Origin of the sequence: Indolivaga capnocytophagoides (assembly GCF_036511535.1) — a bacterium.
GTDB lineage: Bacteria > Bacteroidota > Bacteroidia > Bacteroidales > Dysgonomonadaceae > Dysgonomonas_A > Dysgonomonas_A capnocytophagoides.
In genome coordinates this window covers 1441046-1462653 of record NZ_AP028867.1, presented here as the reverse complement: position 1 = coordinate 1462653, position 21608 = coordinate 1441046, and the positions used below count along the sequence as shown (strand labels likewise).

Below are 21608 nucleotides of genomic sequence, written 5' to 3'. Positions count from 1 at the left end.
TATGAAGATAAAATTATATGGAATATTAATCTTGCTGATATCGCAAGTATTTACTGCCGTTGTATGCGGACAGGAAAAAACAGTATACAGCCCTGATTGTAACCTTGCTGTGACACTATTGATCAATGGGGGAAAACCTCTATATACAGTGACTTACAAAAATAAAGTAATGCTGGAAAAATCTCCTTTGGGGTTGAAAACGAATGAAGGAGATCTTAGCACAGGTGTTAGTTATGTGAATAGTAAAACCGATGTGGTGAGTAAAGAATATGAACAGGAAAAGATAAAGAAATCGAAAATCAATTATCAGGCTAATGTATTGATTTATACTGTTGAAAATACTGAAAAGCAACAACTGAGTATTCGTTTTCAGGTGAGTGACAATGATATTGCATTCCGTTACGAACTTCCGGAGTGGGGAGAGCGTCTTTGCTATGTAATAAAAGAGGAAGTGACTGGATATAAATTTCCGGTTAACACGACCACCTTTTTATCATCGATGATGGGAGAAATGGGAGCTTTTGCCCGTACCTCTCCGAGTTATGAGAGCGGATATACCAATGGTGAACCTGTGGTCAAATCGCTGGGTAATAAAAATGGATATGTGTTTCCCGGGTTGTTTCATGTGGGTGATGATGGTTGGGTATTGCTTTCCGAAACCGGAGTAAATAGTCTTTATTGTGCGTCTCATCTGGGTGTTGGTGATACCGAAGGTCTTTATACTGTTCAGTATCCCAATCCGGCTCAGAATAATGGATTTGGCAGCAGTATGGTGCAGTTGGCACTGCCGGGTGTTACCCCTTGGAGAACCATTACGGTAGGCGAAACGCTCAAACCGATTGTCGAAACGACTATTCCGTTTGATGTTGTAGAACCTCTTTACAAGTCGGTTCAGCCGAATAAATACGGACGTGCTACATGGAGTTGGATAGTGTGGCAGGATAACAGTATGAACTGGGACGATCAGGTGAAATTTATAGATCTGGCGGCTCAGCTCAAATTCGAATATATACTTATTGATGCTTTGTGGGATAAAAATATAGGGTATGACCGTATGAAGGATTTAATTAAGTATGCAAAGAGCAAAGGTGTTGATGTCTTTTTATGGTATAATTCGAACGGCGGATTTAATGATGCGTTTCAGACTCCCCGAAATAAGATGAATACATCCATAGCTCGTAAAGCCGAGATGAAATGGCTTAAAGAGGTGGGAGTGAAAGGGCTTAAAGTTGATTTCTTTGGTGGTGATAAGCAAGAAACCATGAGGCTGTATGAGGATATCCTTTCGGATGCAAATGATTATGGGCTGATGATTATATTTCATGGCTGTACATTACCGAGAGGGTGGGAGCGTATGTATCCCAACTATGTGGGAAGCGAAGCTGTATTGGCATCGGAGATGCTTATCTTTTCGGAGGATGTACGAATGAGTGAGGCTTTTTTTGCATCGCTGCATCCGTTTATACGTAATACTGTCGGCTCGATGGAATTCGGAGGTGTTCTTCTGAATAAATATTTGAATAAGAGTAATGAAGGAAGTGCAAAGCGATTGACTACTGATGCCTTTCAATTGGCTACATCCGTATTATTTCAGAATCCGATACAGATGTTTGGAATTACACCTAACAATCTGACTGATGTACCTGCTTTTGAGATCGATTTTATGAGAAAAGTACCAACAACATGGGACGAAACGTTATTTATAGATGGCTACCCCGGTAAATATAGTGTAATAGCCCGCCGTCATGGAAACGAATGGTATATTGCCGGAGTTAATGCAGAATCTCAGCCATTGAAATTAAAGTTGAATCTGCCTATGTTTGCTAACAAAAAGGCAAATTTATATCACGATGATAAAAATAATAACCCTCAGTTTACACCACTTGATGTAAATGCAAAAGGTGAGTTTGAAGTGACTATGCAGTCTAAAGGCGGCTTTGTCTTGAAATCTGTAAATTAGAGTGTTGTAAATCTTAAATATGAATGTAAGATTATGAAAATAAAATATTTACTGCCATTGTTATTATTAACCTCATTTTATACAGAGGTTTCTGGTGTCGAAAAATCGAAGGTTAAATCATATATCGATAATGATTATACGTGTCCGTCCAACTATGATGTTAAGCAGGATGGTGTAATGTACGGAGAAATAAAAGCGATTAGTTATTATTCACCATTAACGGGTATAGACAGAAAGGCGAATATAATTCTTCCTCCCGATTATGACAAAGACAAGAAATATCCTGTCCTGTATCTTTTACATGGAATAGGGGGCAATGAGAATGAATGGCTGGATGGAAAGCCGGATGAAATCATCAGTAATTTATCAGCTCAGGGTAAAGCAAAGGAGATGATAATTGTTATTCCTAATATCAGCGTTGTTTTGAAAGGTGAAAGTCCTGCGGAATATATGACACCTGCCCATCATAAACAGTTTGATAATTTTCTGTCGGAAATGAAAACGGTTTTACTTCCCTATATCGAAAAGAACTATCCTGTTCTGAAAGGACGGGACAACAGGGCTGTTGCCGGACTTTCTATGGGGGGGAGGTCTGCTCTTCATGTAGGTATTAATATGATAGATGATTTTGCCTATATCGGCGCTTTTACTCCCGCTCCCGGTGTGTTGAATAATCTGTTTACAGCAGAGACTCTTACCTTGCCTGAGGTATATCGGAAAACAACATTATTGATGATAACCAAAGGTTCGAAAGATGATGTTGTAGGTGATAATCCTGAGAATTACAGTAGTACATTAAGTAAGAATGGAGTTGATCACATCTACTTCGTTTTGCAGGGAGGTCATTGGTGGGATGTATGGAATCCCTCACTTTATAACTTTGCTAGAAGAATATTTCAGTAGTTTATTAAAATGTAAAAGGGACTGGTTTACAGCCCCTTTTTTATTTTTGTGAATTGTTATGATTTTTATTTAATTCGCATCATTTCCTTTCATATTAGTATTCGTTGAAAGCTCGGATGATGGAATCGGCACACGTAAATGCTTTTTGTAAGAGAACTGTATTGTTCCTGTCAATCCGGTTTGTTCTACTTGCAGGGCATTCTTGTTAATCAGATTATTCAATATGGATGCAGCATCCGGATCGTTAGGGTTATTATACCATCTCATTATGTTGAAGAAACGCCATCCTTCCCAGTATAATTCTACAGAATACTCGTGTTTGAGCAGGCGGCGCAAAGTATTTATCTTGGTTCCTTCGTTGATAACGGTTCCAGAGCCCGATACTACTCGTCCTAGGGTAGGACTTGCCGTCAACAATGCTTCGGCAGTAGGCAGTTTGCCTGTTCCAGTAGCATAAAACATGTCTTTGTCTGCATCACTGGGATTGCTCATTTGTTTATTGGCTCTTTCTCTTACTTTGTTTATATATGTCAGAGCAGTCGCTTCATCTCCTGTTTCGATACAGCATTCGGCGTACATTAGCAGTACATCAGCATATCGAATCAATCTGTCATTGATACCGCTTTTTCCGGCATCGCTTACATACTGATCTTCGCCATACTTTCTCACTCCGAACCATTTACCTTTCCATTCGTCAAAAGTTCCTCCGCTGAATAGAGCATCATAACCGATCCACGAACCTGATTTGCCTTTGTATTTGGCTCCGCTAGGTATCCATAATCCTTGATATGCCCGGGGATCGATAATCTTGCCATCTGTGTCCCGTTCAAATTCGTAATATAAGGCAAGAGAGGGTTGTCCGTTCCACCAACGTCCTGATTCTGATGAATTAGGTGCTGTTAGTTCAATCTGTCTCCAAGTGTTTTGCCCTGATATAGTCCAACTGCCGATATCACCGTTGGCGACAGGGTTATATCCGTCTGTATCTAAGCTTTTTGAAAATTGAACTTCGAAGAGAGACTCTCCGTTGTTCTCATTGTCTTCCGATCCGTTGTCCCTGTAGTTGTTTACAAGGCTGTATTCGCCGGATTGTATAATTTGATAAAGGACATCTTTTGCCAGAGTCCATTCTGCATCACCGGCTTTAGCATTACCGTCAAGTATAGGGCGAGCCATGTAGGCTTTAGCCAGATAGGCAAGTGCCGAGCCTTTTGTAGCCCTTCCCTGATTATCGGAGTTCGCATACACAACAGAACGAACGGGTAGGAGTTGTGCTGCATCCTTAAAGTCGGCTATCATATTCTGATAGATAACTCCCGGATCAGAGGGACCTTTCTTATAGTCGGAACCTCCCGTAGCAGTATAGTCTCTATCGGGAATTTCATCACCCCAGAAGTATACAAGATAAAAACGGCTTAGTCCCCGTAAGAATATAGCTTCACCCATTAGTCTGTCATATAGTGATTTATCTTCCTCTTTAGATAGATCGAAAGCTCCGTCTTGATTTATCTTTAATCTTTCAATGGCAAGATTTGCCGCATATTGAAGAACATACAGATCCTGATAAGTTAGCGACATAAATTCATTATCGGATTGTACTACATACTGAGACATATTAGCTGATGCTGTTTCTCCAGCAGCAGCTCCACTTGTGTATGTATATTCGTCGCTTCGGGCATTAAGCATAAAGGGCATACAGCGTGTCCATCCGCCACCTCTTTGCAGAATATTATATGCCCCGTTGACAGCATATGTAAGATGTTCTTTGGTATTATAGTAGTTGACATCGCTTTCTGCCATTGGATTGGCATAATCCATATTGGGCTCGCAGCCCGAAAATGCCAGCATGGTTGCACTCAAAAGAGTACCTATATATAATTTCACTTTTTTCATCGTGTATTGATTTTACTGTTTTAAGGTCTCAGACCTATTTGATTTTAGAATGTTAATTGTAATCCCGCGAAAAATTCACGTTGGCTCCAGTAGGTATCCGAAGAGTAATAGACTGTTCCGTCTACACCACGGTTAAGAGTAGACCCGCCATTTGGAACTTGAGGATCAAACATACTGTAATCAGTAATGGTAAACGGATTTTTAACCCCTGTATAGACACGAAGTTTGTCAACCGACAATTTCTTTAATAAATTTTTCTGGAATGTGTATCCCAGCGTTATGCGGTTGCATCGGAAGTAAGAACCGTTTTCGATAAAGTAATCCGAGGCATTCTGGTGATTGTTGTTCGGGTCATTCAATACTGCACGTGGAACGGATGTATTGGTATTGGCCGGTAATGTAATTTTTTCTCCCCCTGCGGTTGTAAATGTCACATCGTTAGCACGGAAACGGTTTTTCATGTCTGTCATTTGATTTTTAGCGGCAAAACCTCCTAACAACGTAGATTTCCAGTTATTATAAATATCATAACCGAAATCTCCCTGAAAGAGCATCGAGAAGTCAAAGCCTTTGTAATCGAAAGAGAGGTTTAAGCCTAATGAATAGTCGGGTGTTGAAGAGCCTATAAATGTTTTATCGGCATCAGATATGGATCCATCTCCGTTAATATCCACGTATTTGAGATCTCCTGCTTTGGCTGCTGCCTGCAGGCGTTCTCCTTTGTCGTTTACATAATTGGCTGCTTCTTCATCCGTTTTGAACAATCCATCTGTTTTATATCCCCAAAATTGAGCGACTGATCTGCCTGTTACTGTTCGGGTAACGTTTGCCCCCGTATTGATATTACCTCCTGCTAACGATTCGTTATCGCCTAAGCTGGTTACTTTGTTGCGGTATAAGGAAAATATAGGAGTGACGCTGAAGTTAAAATCATCACCAATCTTATCACGATAAGTGGTCGTTAGTTCTATCCCCCAGTTTGTCATACTGCCGACATTCATCCATACCGAATTGGGTGTTCCCGCTGATTTTGGAAGCTGTACATTCAAAAGCATATCGGTAACCTTACGGTTATAATAGTCGAAGGTCACAGTTAATTTGTTGCTCAAAGCATCAAGGTCAAAACCAAAACCTGCATCACGGGTTGTTTCCCATGTAAGAGATTTGTCTGCAAATGTTTCCGGTAGAGGAGCTGCTGCATTAGAGTCTGCCGCATTACCTGAGCTTTGATTTGGGCCGAATGTATAATAACGGTTATTGGTTTCGACTACCGATTGATAGTCATAATATCCGACTGCTCCGGCACTACCGATCCAGCCGAGTGTTGCACGTAGTTTTAGATTATCAAGCCATTTAGACGTTGGTTCTTTAAACCAAGGCTCTTCACTGATTCTCCATCCTGCGGAGAATGAAGGGAAATATCCCCATCTTTTGCCTTTTGCAAACTTAGAGGATTCATCTGCACGGAAATTGGCTGTCAGCATATATTTACTGTTATATGAATACATAATTCTGGCTAAATAAGAATAGTATGCCAGATTAGACCAAGAACTGCTAACCGTTACAGCATTGGGAAAATTACTTTCAGGTCCGAAATCCGAATGTTCATTGCTTTGTCCGGTATTTGTTGTCGACCATGCTTCAAAGGTTTCCGAGACAATACCCGCAACCCCGCCCAGAGAGTGATTTCCAAATGTTTTATCGAAGGTGAGCAAATGTTCTAATACTTTATGATTGTTTCCTCCTTTGCTGGTTGACTGGTAATTGTAATTCTGACGGGACGCTCCTAAATCATATTGAGGTATCAGTTCAGCATCGTTATTGCGATATGTCGAATAAGTATAAGTAAGTCTGTATTTCAACCAATCAAAAAGCTTTACTTCTCCGAAAATACTACCCAGGGCTTTGGTGTTTGAGTTATGTTGTCTTTGATTGTGTAAAAACCACGCCTGATTTGACAGGTCATTGCCATCTAACTCGTTTACCCCCGTTTTATAAAAACTGCCATCTTCGTTATACACAGGAAGATTAGACGGAAGCATCAACATATTCATCAAAGATGCACCTCTATATATTTTCGACTTGTAAATACTTGCCTGAACACGTCCTCCGTATGTAAACCTGCCTTTTGTGCCTTCTACATTGGCATAAATATTCTTTTCATTGTTATTATTTGTTTTGATGTCGTTTTCATCTTTTTTGTACGTCGCTCCAAGTCGGTAGTTTGCGAATTTGCTGGCTCCGCTGATTGATAAATCGTACTTTTGATAAACAGAACTGCTGAAATATTGATCCCTCCACTCTGTATCGGCAAGCGGATTGCTGGGGTTAGAATTGTTGGTCGGAACAATTTTGTTCCATGTTCCGTTTGCAATTGATGCTGCATCAGATGAATTGTAATACAATTCGTTAACATAAATACCATAATCATAGGCATTCATCATATTTATCTTTTTGGCAACGCTTCCTGTACCAACATATGTGTTGAAATTGATTTGAGGTGTGCCTTCTTTCCCTTTTTTGGTCGTTACTACGATAACTCCATTAGCACCCCGTACACCATAGATGGCACATGATGCTGCGTCTTTCAATACCTGAATGGTTTCGATTTCATCTTCATTAGGAATAGTTCCGTCAATTAAGCCATCGACAACCCATAAAGGATCGGTATTACCAGTGATGGAGCTTGTTCCTCTGATGCGGATTTTGCCTCCTGATACATTTACACCGGCGGTGCTGCCTTGCAGTGCTTCGGTTATACCTCCCGGTGCTTTCAGTACTTCTTCGGGGTTTAAGGTTGCAATTGAAGATGTGAGATCGGCTTTCTTTTGTTTTCCATATCCAACCACCACAACATTATCAAGAACATGTTCAGCATCGGTCATTTGTATCGAAATTTCCGTCTGATTTCTAACAGGAACCTCAAGCGAAGAGTATCCCAGATAAGACACAACTAATATCGCGTCCGGCTTTGCTGTAATTGAGAATTTTCCGTCCAGATCTGAAACTGTTCCGACAGTAGTACCTTTTATGACAATCGATGCTCCGATAATAGGTTCGTTATCAGCTGCCGAAGTCACTTTTCCATAGACACTTCTGCCTTGCCCCCATGCATTGGACAAAGCATAGAGAAAAAGCATTAACAGGGTAAATAATTTAGTCTTCATACAATTGAGATTTAGTGTTTTTTGGGTTCATATTTTAAAATTGCAATTGGTTTGTTGTTCATCATATTATTAGAGGAATGCAGCTTTTTTAGATATTTGTATATGTTGACTCTAAATATTTTAGTTAAAAGAGATCTACTCTAATTAAAGATAAGTTCTGCATGCGATTGTTTTATATAATCTGGTGGCGTTTAGATTTACTCACATGGTTTTAGGAATCAGAGCTGGTTATGGCAAATGTATTGAAGATAGAGCCTGTATATATCAAAAAATGTTACATTTCTTTTGCATTATGTAACATTGTTGATGCAAAGCGTTGCATCATCTATCGAAGATATACCACCTCTGAATTGTGGCTGTTTAAGAGCCTTTATTGAATGGGCTTTATTCGTTTTTTGTCGAAATTAATATAAGTAACCTAAAGTATTTAATAATATATTTTAGGCTTGTAATATATTTTGGTTGTTTTGTCTATCAAACCAATAAATAGGTCATAGACCTTAATTTATCTATATTCAGGTAAGGTTATTTTATTTATAATATTTAATCCCATTGATATCTTGATTATAGAAATTGTAACAAAATAAGAGGAGGTTGTTATATTAGCAATAGATATTGTAACATTATTTCTTGTAATATTTATAGAGCAGTAGTAGCTTTGTTTTAGATGTAATATACTTGATATTCTTAGTTATTAAAAGACATGGCTGTCACTCTGATTTTCTTTTAGACTATGCATTTATTACCTATTTTGATAAATAAAGATCTATTGAATGATTGTTAATCCTTGGAATCAGGCTATGTATTTAAACCATTATACTATTACACTCAATGTTACCTAAATCTATTCTTTTCTCTCTGTTCTTTTTATTATCTGTATTGTCCCAAGGGCAGTCGGGGAAATTATTTACGACAGACATGGAGCTATCCAGCAGTCTGATAAATGAAGTATATCAGGATCGAAATGGTATTATATGGATTGCGACAGAAGATGGATTGAACAGATACGATGGATCTAAATTTATTACATATAAGCATAATAAAACTGAAAAGAATTCATTACTAAGTAACTATGTTCGTTTGCTTTTCGAAGATAAGCAGGGGCATTTTTTTGTTGGTTCACTAAATGGATTACAAATCTATGATTATGCGAAGGATACTTTTATCGAAGTTCCGTTGCTGCTCGAAGGTGATGTGAAATATTCAGCACATGTATTTTATATGTTGGAGCAAAAAAACGGGGATATTTTGGTTGCAACTTCGGGACAAGGGCTTTTTGTAATAAAAAAAAATGCAAGTGGATTTTACGCCAAGCAGGTAAAAGCAATGGTGCCTAGTTTTATGCTGACTTATCTCTTTGAGGATGATAAGCAAGATTTATGGATATCAACACAAGATAAAGGACTATTGCGAATAACTAATGAGAATAAAGTAAATATATATCCCAACTTCAAAGAATTTGGAGGGAATAATGTTTTCTGTATTTGCCAGGATCGAAATGGCAATTTGTATGTGGGAAGTCTGGGAAAGGGTTTATACATATTTGATCGGGCGAAAAATTCGTTCTTTGCAATTTCATATACCGAGAACCCTAATCTGCCGATAAAGACCCTTGTACCAAGCAATGACGGTAAAATTTACATAGGAACTGATGGGTACGGACTTAAGGTCTTTGACCCTTTAACCCGAAAAATCACTGATAAAAAGTTCTCGATAAATTCTTTCGATTCGTCCAGATCAAAAGTACATTCTATAATAGAAGATAAAGCCGGAAACATTTGGATTGGAATTTTTCAGAAAGGAGTCATGTTACTTCCCGGACAGACTAATGACTTTAAGTATTTGGGATATAAATCATCTGTTGGTAATATTATAGGGAATGCTTGTATAATGTCTATTTGTCAGGATCATGAGGGCACATTATGGGTTGGAACGGATAATGACGGCATATATGGTATTACACCTGAAGGAAAGCTCAAAGCTCATTTCCAGCATACTCTCGATCCGAGGTCTGTACCTTCTACTATTATGTGTATATACGAAGATTCGGAACGTAATCTGTGGATAGGTTCATATTTGAATGGTGCCGCTACTTTGAACAGGGAGACCGGAAAATGTGAATATTTATCGGACCTTATCGATGTTAATTCAAATGTTGCTCAGCGGATATATAGCTTTGCCGAAGATAAGGACCATCATCTTTGGATCGGTTCAATGGGATCAGGTATATTCTGCCTAAACTTAAAGACCCATAAAGTGACGAACTACGATATTCTGAAAGATGTTGATAACAGGGGGGATATTAACATGCTGCATAATAGTTGGATAACGAACCTGCTTACCACCAGAAATGACAAATTATATATTGGTACTTATGATGGGTTAAGCTGTTTTGATTTGAAAACCAAAAGCTTTTTATCTACTTATGGTTTCAATAGGTTAATGGCTGGCATTATTATATACACCATATTTGAAGATAGCAGCGGAGTCATTTGGGTTGGAACATCAGAAGGGTTGAAATATATAGATGATAAGACTCACGAAATATCGACTTTAACTATGGACGATGGACTTCCTAGTAATACTATCTGTAGTATAGAGGAAGATCGAAACCGGAATTTATGGATCAGCACAAATTTTGGTATATCGAAAATGAATCTCGATACTCATGATTTTATCAATTATTATGCCGATGACGGCTTGTATGGGAATGAGTTTAGTAAAGGAGCTTCTCTTGTCGATAGAAAAGGACAAATAGTGTTCGGAGGTATAAGTGGTATTACTTCCTTTGTTCCGGAACGGATTATTTCGGAGAAAAAGAGACTGGATGTAGTAATAACCGATTTTTATATTCATGACAAGGCCGTAAAAGAAGGAATGAAGTCCGGTGCTTTTGATATAATAAATACTTCGGTAATGAAAGCTACTGAATTTCATTTATCGAATTTAGATAACTCTTTTTCTATAGAGTTTTCCGCCATGGAATTTAATAATCCCGAGCGCATAGTTTATTCTTATTCGATAAATGATGATATCTGGATAAATCTCGCTCCCGGAGCTAATCGGGTTGCATTTGATAATCTGTCTCCCGGAAAGTATCATTTCAAGGTGAAAGCAAAGGATTATAATACTTATTCGCCGGTCAAAGAGATTCTTATCGTTATTTATCCTGCTTGGTATTGGTCATTATGGGCTAAGTTAGTTTATTGTTTGTTAGCTATACTTATTGTCCTTATTCTGATAAAACAATTCAGACATCGTTATTATACTCGATTGGAATTGCAAAAACATGAACAGGAGAAACAGATTGATGAGGCTAAGCTACAGTTTTTTATGAATGTATCGCATGAGATAAGAACTCCTATTTCTTTAATAATAAATCCATTGAAAAAGCTGATGACAGCCGATAAAGATCACATACGGCAGAAGTCTTATCTTACTATGTTCCGTAACTCGGAACGTATTTTATCTCTTATAAATCAACTGATGGATATACGTAAGATAGATAAAGGACAGATGACTCTCAAATTTCAGTCAGTAGAGATGGTTGGATTTATCGACGACTTGTGTAGTATTTTTGAAGAGGAGTTTCAATCCAAGAATATTAGTTTCGTTTTTCATCATGACATGAATGATTTATATGCTTGGATTGCTCCAAAGAATTTTGACAAAGTTATACTGAACACCTTATCCAATGCCTTGAAGTTTACACCCGATGATGGCAAAATAGATATATACCTCAATACAGCTATAGATGAGAATCGCAGTGATCAGTTGAGCCAATATATCGAAATTATAGTTTCTGATAATGGTTTTGGTATCAATGAAAGTGAAGTTGAGTCTATCTTTAAACGATTTTATCAGTCGCAGAATAATCCCGATATAATTGGAGAAGGTACAGGTATTGGCCTGCATTTAGCCAGATCAATAGTGCAACTTCATCACGGGGAGATCACTGCCGAAAATAACAAAGAAGAGGAGGGAGGTTGTCGATTTATTATCCGTATACCACAAGGCAAAGAACATTTGCTATCTGAAGAAATAGACAATATGATATCGGAAAAGCAATCGTATATAGATAGAGCTCAGGTAATATCTGTTATACCGGATGGCGAAGAAGATTCAAAAGTGAGGGCGAAGACCAGATACCGCATATTAATAGTTGATGATGATAAAGATATCCGAAAATATATATCCGAAGAGTTATCCCGAGAATATCATGTGTTAGAAAGTGTTAATGGAAAAGAAGCATTATCTATGATATTAGACAAGACTCCGGATATTGTAATCAGCGATGTACTAATGCCCGAAATGGATGGTATAACCCTGTGCCGCAAAATTAGGCAGAATGTAAATATCAATCATCTGCCTGTTATATTATTAACAGCTAAATCGAAGGATGAAGATAACCTGAAGGGGCTTGAAACAGGAGCGGATGCCTATATCGTCAAACCATTTAGTATTGAAATATTAAAAGAATCAGTCAGGAATATACTCAGAAATAGAGAGATATTAAAGAATAACTTTAGTGGAAACCAGCAGCAGAGAGATAAAGTACGCAAAATAACCATGAAGTCTGCAGATGAAAAGCTCTTGGAAAAAGTGATGGACATCATAAATAAGAATATAAGCAATCAGGATTTGAATGTTGAAATGATAGCTACTAAAATAGGTATTAGCCGGGTACATTTACATCGAAAACTCAAAGAATTGACGAACCAATCGACTCGCGATTTTATTCGGAATATTCGTTTGCAGCAAGCGGCAGAATTGTTATCGAGTAAAAAACTGACCGTTATGGAAGTGGCCGAAGCTGTTGGGTTTTCGAATGCATCGTATTTTTCGAATGCCTTTAAAGAGTTTTATGGAATATCCCCAACAAGCTATGGGGGATAAGAGTTGAGATGGTTTTATGTTTGTTTCGTAGAGTAATTTGAGTTAGTATCATAGCCGATGATTGTTGTAGGCTATGATCTTTTTTTGTTGCATGCTCTGATTAGATAATATTAAGTCTGAAAAGTCGCTTTGGGTTTATGTATTTTATCCTTTTCTCGTGATAATACTACATATAGTCTGAATTATTTTCAATAATTTAAATAGGTGTTTAATGTTTTGTTATATAGTGTATTACGATCTGTTTGTGTATTGCTGTCAATAGATAATGTAACATCGTTCAAAAAGATGTTACATAACCGTAAAAAGCTGTAACATCAATCTGTTTTATTTAGTATTTCTCCGAATATTTTTGTCAGGAAAGGAGTAAAGGGCTTGCCCTACTCATCATTAATCTAAAACCTGATTTTTTACTATGAAAGATGAAAGTTGACCTCTTAAGAAATTTCTCAATTCAGAGAAAATGTATCCTGCTATATATCGTATTGTACAAATTAACAAAACACTTCTTGACAGCTAGAGCTGGCGAATTATATGTAACAAGGAAATGATTGTAAAAACTAATTTAAATAACACATTAAATACGTTATTCTAATGAGAAAGAGAGAAATAGACCAAAGTATTATTCATACCTTAAATTAATAGCGATGGAAAACAAAAAAATGAGGATTCTAAAGATTCCTTACTTTATTTTATTTCTGCTTTGCAGCTGCTTTATAGTTCATGCACAGGGTAAAGTGACAGTAAATGGAATTATTGTTGATGAGACAGGAGAGCCTGTCATAGGAGTCAGTGTCATCTTAAAGGAAGACCGAAAAATAGGGACAGTTACGGATATGGATGGTAACTTTTCACTTACAGTTCCAAACATAAAGGGAACTCTGGTCATTTCATATATCGGTATGAAACCTTTAGAAGTTAAGATTGATGGGCGTAGAACTTCTCCTTTGAGAATTGTACTTGAAGAAAATACCGGACAATTAGATGAAGTCATTATTGTCGGTTATGGCCAACAACGAAAAGCCAGTGTAGTAGGAGCTATAACACAAACCTCAGGTAAGGTGCTGGAACGGACAGGTGGCGTATCCGATATCGGATCGGCTTTAACCGGTAATCTTCCCGGTGTGACAACTACAGCAAGTACCGGTATGCCAGGAGAAGAAGATCCCCAGATCGTAATTCGTGGAGTGAGTTCATGGAACAGCAGTTCGCCATTAGTATTGGTAGATGGTATAGAACGTCCGATGAGTAGCGTGGATATTCATTCGGTAGAATCCATTTCGGTACTGAAAGATGCTTCTGCTACAGCCGTATATGGAGTGAAAGGTGCTAATGGCGTAATTCTCATTACAACCAAACGCGGAGCAGAAGGTAAACCTATTATAACCGGAGGTGCGAGTGTAGCTGTAAAAGTGCCATCAAAACTACCGGGTAAACTAGATTCTTACGATGCTCTTATGCTGCGTAATAGGGTTATTGAAAGTGAATTAGGTTTAAGTCCTGATTCATGGTACAGTATGACTCCGCAGAGTATTATAAATAAATATCGGTATCCTGCTAATTTAGAAGAAAGCGAACGCTATCCGAATGTCGATTGGTCAGATTGGATGTTTAAAGATTATGCCGTATCTGAAAATGTGAATGTAAATATCAGTGGCGGAACCAAATTCGTTAAATATTTTGCTGCTGTAGATTATCAACATGAAGGAGACTTGTTCAAATCTTATGATAATGGTCGTGGGTATAAAACAACTTATGGATATGACCGTATCAATATGAGGAGTAATCTAGATTTTCAATTAACAAATACAACCACGCTGAAGGCCAATATTGCGGGATCGAGTGGTGTGAAACAAGGTCCTCGTACTGACTATGAATTCTATATGTGGGGAAGTGCCTATAGTACACCACCTAACTCTTTCTTACCCCGATATTCAGACGGAACTTGGGGGTATGATCCTGATGGGAATGCAAGTAACTCTGTTGCAACAATGGCTCTTTCCGGAACGAATACCAGAACTACAACACGTCTTACTACGGATTTTACTCTAGAGCAGGATTTGAAATTTTTGCTGAAAGGGTTAAAGGTTAAAGGCTTAATATCCTGGGATAATACATTTCTGGAAGAAAAGAGAGGTATTGATAATGGTTTTAACGACTCGCAATACAAATACATTGATCCGAATACAGGACAAGTCACTTATAAAAACTCTTACGATGGAAGTATGTTCGATTTTCGGGAGATAATAGGATGGCTTCCTTCTGGTGGAGAAGTGAATAACAATGAAACGCAGCGCAACTTATACTATCAGGGTCAAATAAATTATAATAACACATTTGGAAAGCATACGGTCGGGGGAATGGGAATCTTCAGCCGTCAAGAAACCGCTAAAGGAAGTGAAGTGCCCCATTATAGAGAAGACTGGGCATTCAGGGCAACTTATGATTATGCAGGCAGGTACTTTTTTGAATATAACGGAGCATACAACGGTTCTGAAAAATTCAGTCCCAAAAACCGCTTTGCATTTTTCAATTCAGGAGCTATCGGCTGGATGATCAGTGAAGAACGATTTATGAAACCTCTTAAGTTTATAGATATGCTCAAATTGAGAGCATCTTATGGCGAAATCGGAGATGATAATGTTAGTACCCGTTGGCTGTATATGACACAGTGGGAATATGGCGGCGATCCATCTGGTATTATGACAGGACTGTATAATTCGAACAGCCCGTACACTTGGTATCGGGAATCGACTGTTGGTAATGAGGATATTCATTGGGAAACAGTAAGGAAGTTCAATTTCGGTATAGATTATTCCGTGGTCAACGGTTTATTCTCCGGAAGTCTTGAGTTTTTCAGGGATAAACGTAATGATATATTGATCTCGGGGAGCGATCGTTCTACTCCTTCTTACTTCGGAGGTACGACTAAAGCTCCATATGCAAATCTTGGGCGTGTGCGCACTACCGGATATGAGTTGGAATTACGTTTCAACAAAATACTCAATAACGACATCCGTTTATGGGCCAATCTTAATATGACGCATTCGAAAGATGTAATTCTGGAAAGAGACGATCCGGCTTTATTGCCCGAATATCAGAAAAAAGCAGGGAAGGCTATCGGACAAACCTATTCTTATGTAGATGCAGGATATTATAATACTATAGATGAACTGTATGGTAGTACTGAGTTTTCAACGAATAACAATCAAAAACTACCCGGAGGATACAATATTCTGGATTATAATGGTGATGGAGTTATCGACACATATGATAATATCCCTTATGGATATTCTTCTAATCCTCAGAATACTTATAGTGCTTCATTTGGGGTCGATTGGAAAGGATGGAACTTCTTTATGCAGTTTTATGGGGTAAATAATGTGACTCGTCAGGTTGTATTCACTACGTTTTCGAAACAACAGCTGATTGCCTACGACGAGGGTTCTTACTGGAGTAGTGATAATACCAATGCTGATGTTCCTCTCCCTCGCTGGGGATCTACTACCAGTGAGTATTACACCGGAACAAGGTATTTTTATGATGGGTCTTATATTCGATTGAAAAACATAGAGTTGGGTTATACATTCCGCAATAATTGGGTTAAAAAGATAGGGCTTGCCGATCTCAAATTTTATATAAACGGCAACAACCTTTGGCTATGGACCCGTATGCCCGATGACCGTGAATCTAATTTTGCAGGAACGGGGTGGGCTTCTCAAGGGGCATATCCAACAGTAAAGCGTATCAATCTGGGAATCAAATTTACTTTATAAGTAAAGGACGTATTTAAGATATACTTTTAGTTTATAACAGGCTTTGGTTATTTTACTTACCAAAGTAATAAATGGGTCAGAGACCTTAATAGAACTAATATGAAAAAATACATAAGAATATTATTTTACTGCAGTATACTTTCGGCTATTGCCACATTTACGGCATGCGAAGATTATTTAGATAAATCGACCGATAGTACAGTTTCGGATGAAGATGCTTTCAAGGATTTTACCAATTTTCAGGGTTTTACAGAAGAATTGTATTATTGTATCCCCGATTTTGCGCATGGATACTGGAATAACTCTTTCAATTGGGGTGAAGATGAGATTATTTCTTTTGGAGTCGATTATCATTTCGGATATAAAATTGATCAGGGCGACTTTTGGGGATGGCAATCCGGTAAAGATGGATGGCAGTGCGGATGGATGGACAGAAGCAATACAAAAGCCAATAGTAAAGATCGTTTTCAAAAGTCGTTATGGCCTTTGGCATGGTATGGCATCCGTAAAGCAAATCTCGGGCTAGCCAATCTAGACAAGATGACGACTGCTACCACTGAAGAAAAGAATCTGATAGCAGGTCAACTCTATTTCTTCAGAGCTTGGTTTCATTTCGAACTGATGCAATATTTCGGAGGATTACCTTATCTAACCGAAGTACCATCCTCGTCTGAAAAGTTGACTTACCCAAGGCTCAGTTATCAGGAATGCGCAGATCTGGCCGGTGCGGATTTTCGTAAGGCAGCGGACTTACTCCCGATCGACTGGGATAATACTACTGCCGGAAAAGCAACATATGGAAATAATCAGCAACGGATTAATAAAATCATGGCTCTGGGGTACTTAGGTAAAAACTATCTGTGGGCAGGGAGTCCGTTAATGAACTCTGAATCGACAGGAGATAAGAATTATAATGTCGAGTATTGTAAAAAAGCATCTGCCGCTTTTGCCGAGTTATTGACTAAGGTCGAAAATGGTGAAACTCAATATGCACTGGTTGATTTTAACCATTATACGGATATATTCTATACTTATCAGCAAAGTTTTAAGAACCCTGGATCAACAGAGTCTATCTTCCAGTCTCCTGCTTATGACCCTTGGATGGGTTCGGGGTATTGCTTGGGTGCCCAGTATTTTCCTTCTATAATAACGGGTTCTACCTTATTGTTTTCTCCGACAGCGAATTATGTAAATTACTACGGAATGAAAAATGGATTACCGTTGGATGATTCGGGATCAGGTTTTAATAAAGAATATCCATGGCGTGATCGTGATCCTCGTTTTTATCATGATATCGTATATGATGGAGTAAAAATGGTGAAAAACGGAAGTGCCTTAGAGGGCAAAGACGGAGTTTCTCCTGCTGATCAATATGCGAATATGTATACAAATGGCAGTTACCGCAATATCAGTACAGGTAGCCGTACAGGTTATTCGTTGTGTAAGTTTCTTCCCAAAAGTGTCAATTTATATGATGACGGAGTTCGTAATTATGGTTTTGGATTGCATATTCAGGTAAGTTGGATGCGTTTGGCTGATATTTATCTGATGTATGCCGAAGCTGCGGCAAATGCTTATCAATCGGCGAATGGCAAAGAGTCAGGATATTCAAAAACGGCTGCTGAGGCGGTTAATGTAATACGTCAACGGGCAAATGTAGATCCGGTATCAAGTAAATATTTATCGTCTGTTTCCGAATTTATGAAAGAGGTAAGGCGCGAACGTGCTGTAGAATTGGCTTTCGAAGCCCATCGGTTCAACGATTTACGGCGTTGGCTGCTCCTTACAGAATACCCTTATACTCTAAAAACATCTCAGGAATTTACACGAACAGGTACATTTAATGAAGAAGATCCAACTCAAAACAGAGTCTCAGGATTTAAAGAAGTACAGATATTGAAACGTAATTTCTCCAGTAAGCATTATTGGTTACCCTTGAAGACTGCGGATACAAGTATCTATTTGGAATTTAATCAAAATCCGGGTTGGGATTAATTAAATCTTTACTATACCTGTAATAATATAGAGTCTTTAATGAAATATTTCAATGGGTATAACCTCTTCTCATCATTATACTTGGTTAGTCAATAAATAGGTCTGAGACCTTAAATAGAATAGAAAATGAAATATATACGAACAAAAATATTTGTATCAGCAGCTTTTCTTGTTTCGTTCTTGTCTGTAAATGCTCAAGAGCAGGAAGACATGCTGTTTGCAATGAGCACAGATTCGCTTCGGAATTCTGATAATACCAAGATACAGGTTGCTTATCAGAAAGTGAATAAGTCTGATTTATTGGGTGGTGTTTCTTATGTGGATGTGGCAAACCTGATGAATAAAAACTACTTTTCCTATTCATTGGAGAATATGCAGGGATATGTAGGCGGCTGGAATGGAAGCAGCTTATGGGGAATGGATGGTTATGAGGTTATTATAGACGGAATTCCCCGTGATGCTAACAATGTAATGCCATCGGAGATTGAGCAGATCACTTTTCTGAAAAGTGCTTCCGCTATAGCTCTGTATGGTAGTCGTGGAGCTAAGGGTGTTATATATATAACAACGAAACGAGGAAAAGTAGAGGATCGAAAAATCAGAGTACAAGCCAATACCGGATGGTATGTGCCGAAAAGCTATCCCAAATATATGGGATCGGCTGAGTATATGACCTTGTATAACGAGGCTCGTGTAAATGATGGTTTGGAAGCAACTTACAGTGCCGATGATATATATAACCATGCATCGGGGACAAATCCGTATCGGTATCCCAATGTAAACATGTATTCTTCCGACTATCTCAAAAAGGCATATAATTATACCGAAGGGGTAGTTGAGGTTACCGGCGGTTCTGAAAAAGCTCAGTTCTATACCAATATCAATTTATACAACGAAGGGTCTTTATTGAAATATGGCGATGCCAAAAACGATAATACTACACGCTTTAGTGTTAGAGGTAATATCGATGTTGCCCTGAATAATTTTATTAAAAGCTTTGTAAATGCCAATGCTACATTTTATGATCGTCGTGGGGCTCTCGGCGACTTTTGGTCGGCCGCAGCTTCGTTGAGACCGAACCGTATTTCTCCATTGATTCCGGTCAGCTATATCGACCAGAGTAATGAGAGTGCCTGGGCATTGGTAAATAACAGTAATCACCTGATCGATGGTAAATATTTGCTGGGCGGGACACAACTTAACCAGACCAATGCTTTAGCAGACTTGTATGCGGCCGGATACAGTACATATACGAGCCGTCAGTATCAGTTTGATGCCGGTGTGGATGTTAATTTGGCAAGAGTATTAGACGGCTTGTCTTTTAAAACCCAATTTGGTATAGATTATTCTACTTCATATAGTAAATCTTACAATAACTCTTATGCGACATATGAGGCTGATTGGGGAAATTTTAATGGTGAAGATGTAATTCTCGGCTTAACCAAATATGGAACGGATAAAAAGAGCGGAGTACAGAATATTGGAGGGAGTTGGAACAGGCAGACAATCTCATTTTCGGGACAATTCGATTATAAAAAAGTCATAGATAATACTCATAATATATCAGCTATGCTGATAGCCTCAGGTTATCAACGATCGACAAGTGGAGATTATCACAAAACCAGTAACGCCAATTTAGGTTTGCAGGTCGATTATAACTACTTAAGCAAGTATTATTTGAGTCTGAGTAATGCTCTTGTTTATTCTGCCCGTTTACCGGAGGGCAACCGTATGGCTTTTTCTCCCTCGGTATCTTTAGGTTGGAGATTGACCGGCGAAGAGTTTCTTAAAGATCATCCGGTCATAGATGATTTGGTATTGAGTACCTCGGCTTCGGTTCTTCATTCTGATTTGGATATTTCCGATTATTATTTGTATCAGGCCAATTATAATCAGACCGATGGTGCTTGGTGGGGATGGGCTGATGGTAATCAGAACCGTGCGACACAATCGCTTCGGGGACAGAATAACGATTTGTCTTTTATTAAGCGTAAGGAAATAAGTATAGGACTTCGCTCTTCTTTGTGGAAAAGAATGTTAACTGTTGATTTTTCGCTGTTCTCGAACCGTATGGAAGGATTGCTTACACAAGCTTCTTCACTTTACCCCGGATATTTTGTTTCGGGATGGCCAACCAGCTCATTTTTGCCTTATCTCAACTATAATAACTATGATCGCAAAGGATTTGATTTTGCCGTAAATGTGAATAAGCGTGTAGATGAAGTCGATCTGGGTTTCGGAGTATCAGGAACTTATTATAAATCGAAGAATGCCCGTTTGGATGAAACGTATCAATATTCATATCAAAACAGAACAGGACATCCGACCGATGGAGTATGGGGCTTGGTGAGTGACGGATTCTTTTCTGATGATACTGATATAGCAAATTCTCCGAGCCAGTCATTCGGTGAAGTAAAACCGGGAGATATAAAATATGTAGATCAGAATGGAGATAACGTTATCGACGAAAAGGATGTTGTGTATCTAGGTAAACGCTATGGCTGGCAAGGTGCACCTTTTACGTTGGGTGTTAATTTTACTGCAAAATGGAATAATATTACCCTTTTCGTATTAGGAACCGGAAGTTTTGGTGCATCAGCAATGAAAAACAGTCAATACTATTGGGTGTTTGGAGACCGGAAATATTCAGAAGTTGTACGTGGGCGTTGGACAGAAGAAACCAAAGAAACCGCAACCTATCCCCGCCTGACAACAAAAAGCGGAGATAATAACTTTAGAGATTCAGATTTCTGGTTATACAGCACAGACCAATTCAATATTGCGAGAGTGCAGGTAACATACGATTTTCCGAAATCGGTATTCAATGGAACTTTTGTTAATGACTTATCTATGTATGTGAGTGGATCTAATTTACTGAAGATCGCTAAAGAACGTAAAATACTGGAATTGAATACAGGAGGTTCTCCTCAAACACGATTCTTCAACATCGGTCTTAAAGCGGTTTTTTGATACAATAAAGTAACAGTAAGTATCTAATGAAGCATTTTAAAGTTGCAATTA

8 protein-coding genes are annotated in these 21608 nt (G+C 38.4%); 6 read left to right on the top strand and 2 right to left on the bottom strand.

What is annotated here, in order from left to right:
* The first annotated feature begins 1 nt into the window (after position 1).
* Positions 2-1960: a glycoside hydrolase family 97 protein gene (locus tag AABJ51_RS05870; protein WP_338374759.1), complete on the top strand. Its 1959-nt coding sequence runs from the start codon at positions 2-4 to the stop codon at positions 1958-1960.
* Between the two features lie 33 nt (positions 1961-1993).
* Complete coding sequence (locus AABJ51_RS05865; protein WP_338374758.1) at positions 1994-2863, top strand: alpha/beta hydrolase; 870 nt, start codon at positions 1994-1996, stop codon at positions 2861-2863.
* A 69-nt stretch (positions 2864-2932) separates the two neighbouring features.
* Here AABJ51_RS05865 and AABJ51_RS05860 read toward each other — a convergent pair whose 3' ends face one another.
* Together AABJ51_RS05860 and AABJ51_RS05855 are read right to left on the bottom strand one after the other, a co-directional pair.
* Positions 2933-4756 (bottom strand): RagB/SusD family nutrient uptake outer membrane protein, encoded by a 1824-nt coding sequence (locus AABJ51_RS05860; protein WP_134435418.1) that lies wholly within the window; start codon positions 4754-4756, stop codon positions 2933-2935.
* A gap of 44 nt (positions 4757-4800) precedes the next feature.
* The gene (locus AABJ51_RS05855; protein ID WP_338374757.1) at positions 4801-7923 is read right to left on the bottom strand and encodes a SusC/RagA family TonB-linked outer membrane protein; all 3123 of its coding nucleotides are present in this window, start codon (positions 7921-7923) and stop codon (positions 4801-4803) included.
* Between the two features lie 831 nt (positions 7924-8754).
* On the opposite strand from AABJ51_RS05855, the gene AABJ51_RS05850 reads away from it, so the two are divergent.
* From AABJ51_RS05850 to AABJ51_RS05835, 4 genes are all read left to right on the top strand, one after another.
* A complete protein-coding gene (locus tag AABJ51_RS05850) occupies positions 8755-12819 on the top strand; it encodes a hybrid sensor histidine kinase/response regulator transcription factor (RefSeq protein WP_338374756.1) in 4065 nt (1354 codons plus the stop codon).
* Positions 12820-13463: 644 nt separating this feature from the next.
* The gene (locus AABJ51_RS05845) at positions 13464-16592 is read left to right on the top strand and encodes a SusC/RagA family TonB-linked outer membrane protein (RefSeq protein WP_338374755.1); all 3129 of its coding nucleotides are present in this window, start codon (positions 13464-13466) and stop codon (positions 16590-16592) included.
* Positions 16593-16691: 99 nt separating this feature from the next.
* Positions 16692-18587 (top strand): RagB/SusD family nutrient uptake outer membrane protein, encoded by a 1896-nt coding sequence (locus tag AABJ51_RS05840; protein WP_338374754.1) that lies wholly within the window; start codon positions 16692-16694, stop codon positions 18585-18587.
* 126 nt (positions 18588-18713) lie between these two features.
* The gene (locus tag AABJ51_RS05835; protein ID WP_338374753.1) at positions 18714-21557 is read left to right on the top strand and encodes a SusC/RagA family TonB-linked outer membrane protein; all 2844 of its coding nucleotides are present in this window, start codon (positions 18714-18716) and stop codon (positions 21555-21557) included.
* Positions 21558-21608: the final 51 nt, after the last annotated feature.

Coding starts and splice junctions, on each gene's coding strand:
- AABJ51_RS05870 (WP_338374759.1), top strand. CDS start 2: ATGAAGATAAAATTATATGGAATATTAATCTTGCTGATATCGCAAGTA.
- AABJ51_RS05865 (WP_338374758.1), top strand. CDS start 1,994: ATGAAAATAAAATATTTACTGCCATTGTTATTATTAACCTCATTTTAT.
- AABJ51_RS05860 (WP_134435418.1), bottom strand. CDS start 4,756: ATGAAAAAAGTGAAATTATATATAGGTACTCTTTTGAGTGCAACCATG.
- AABJ51_RS05855 (WP_338374757.1), bottom strand. CDS start 7,923: ATGAAGACTAAATTATTTACCCTGTTAATGCTTTTTCTCTATGCTTTG.
- AABJ51_RS05850 (WP_338374756.1), top strand. CDS start 8,755: ATGTTACCTAAATCTATTCTTTTCTCTCTGTTCTTTTTATTATCTGTA.
- AABJ51_RS05845 (WP_338374755.1), top strand. CDS start 13,464: ATGGAAAACAAAAAAATGAGGATTCTAAAGATTCCTTACTTTATTTTA.
- AABJ51_RS05840 (WP_338374754.1), top strand. CDS start 16,692: ATGAAAAAATACATAAGAATATTATTTTACTGCAGTATACTTTCGGCT.
- AABJ51_RS05835 (WP_338374753.1), top strand. CDS start 18,714: ATGAAATATATACGAACAAAAATATTTGTATCAGCAGCTTTTCTTGTT.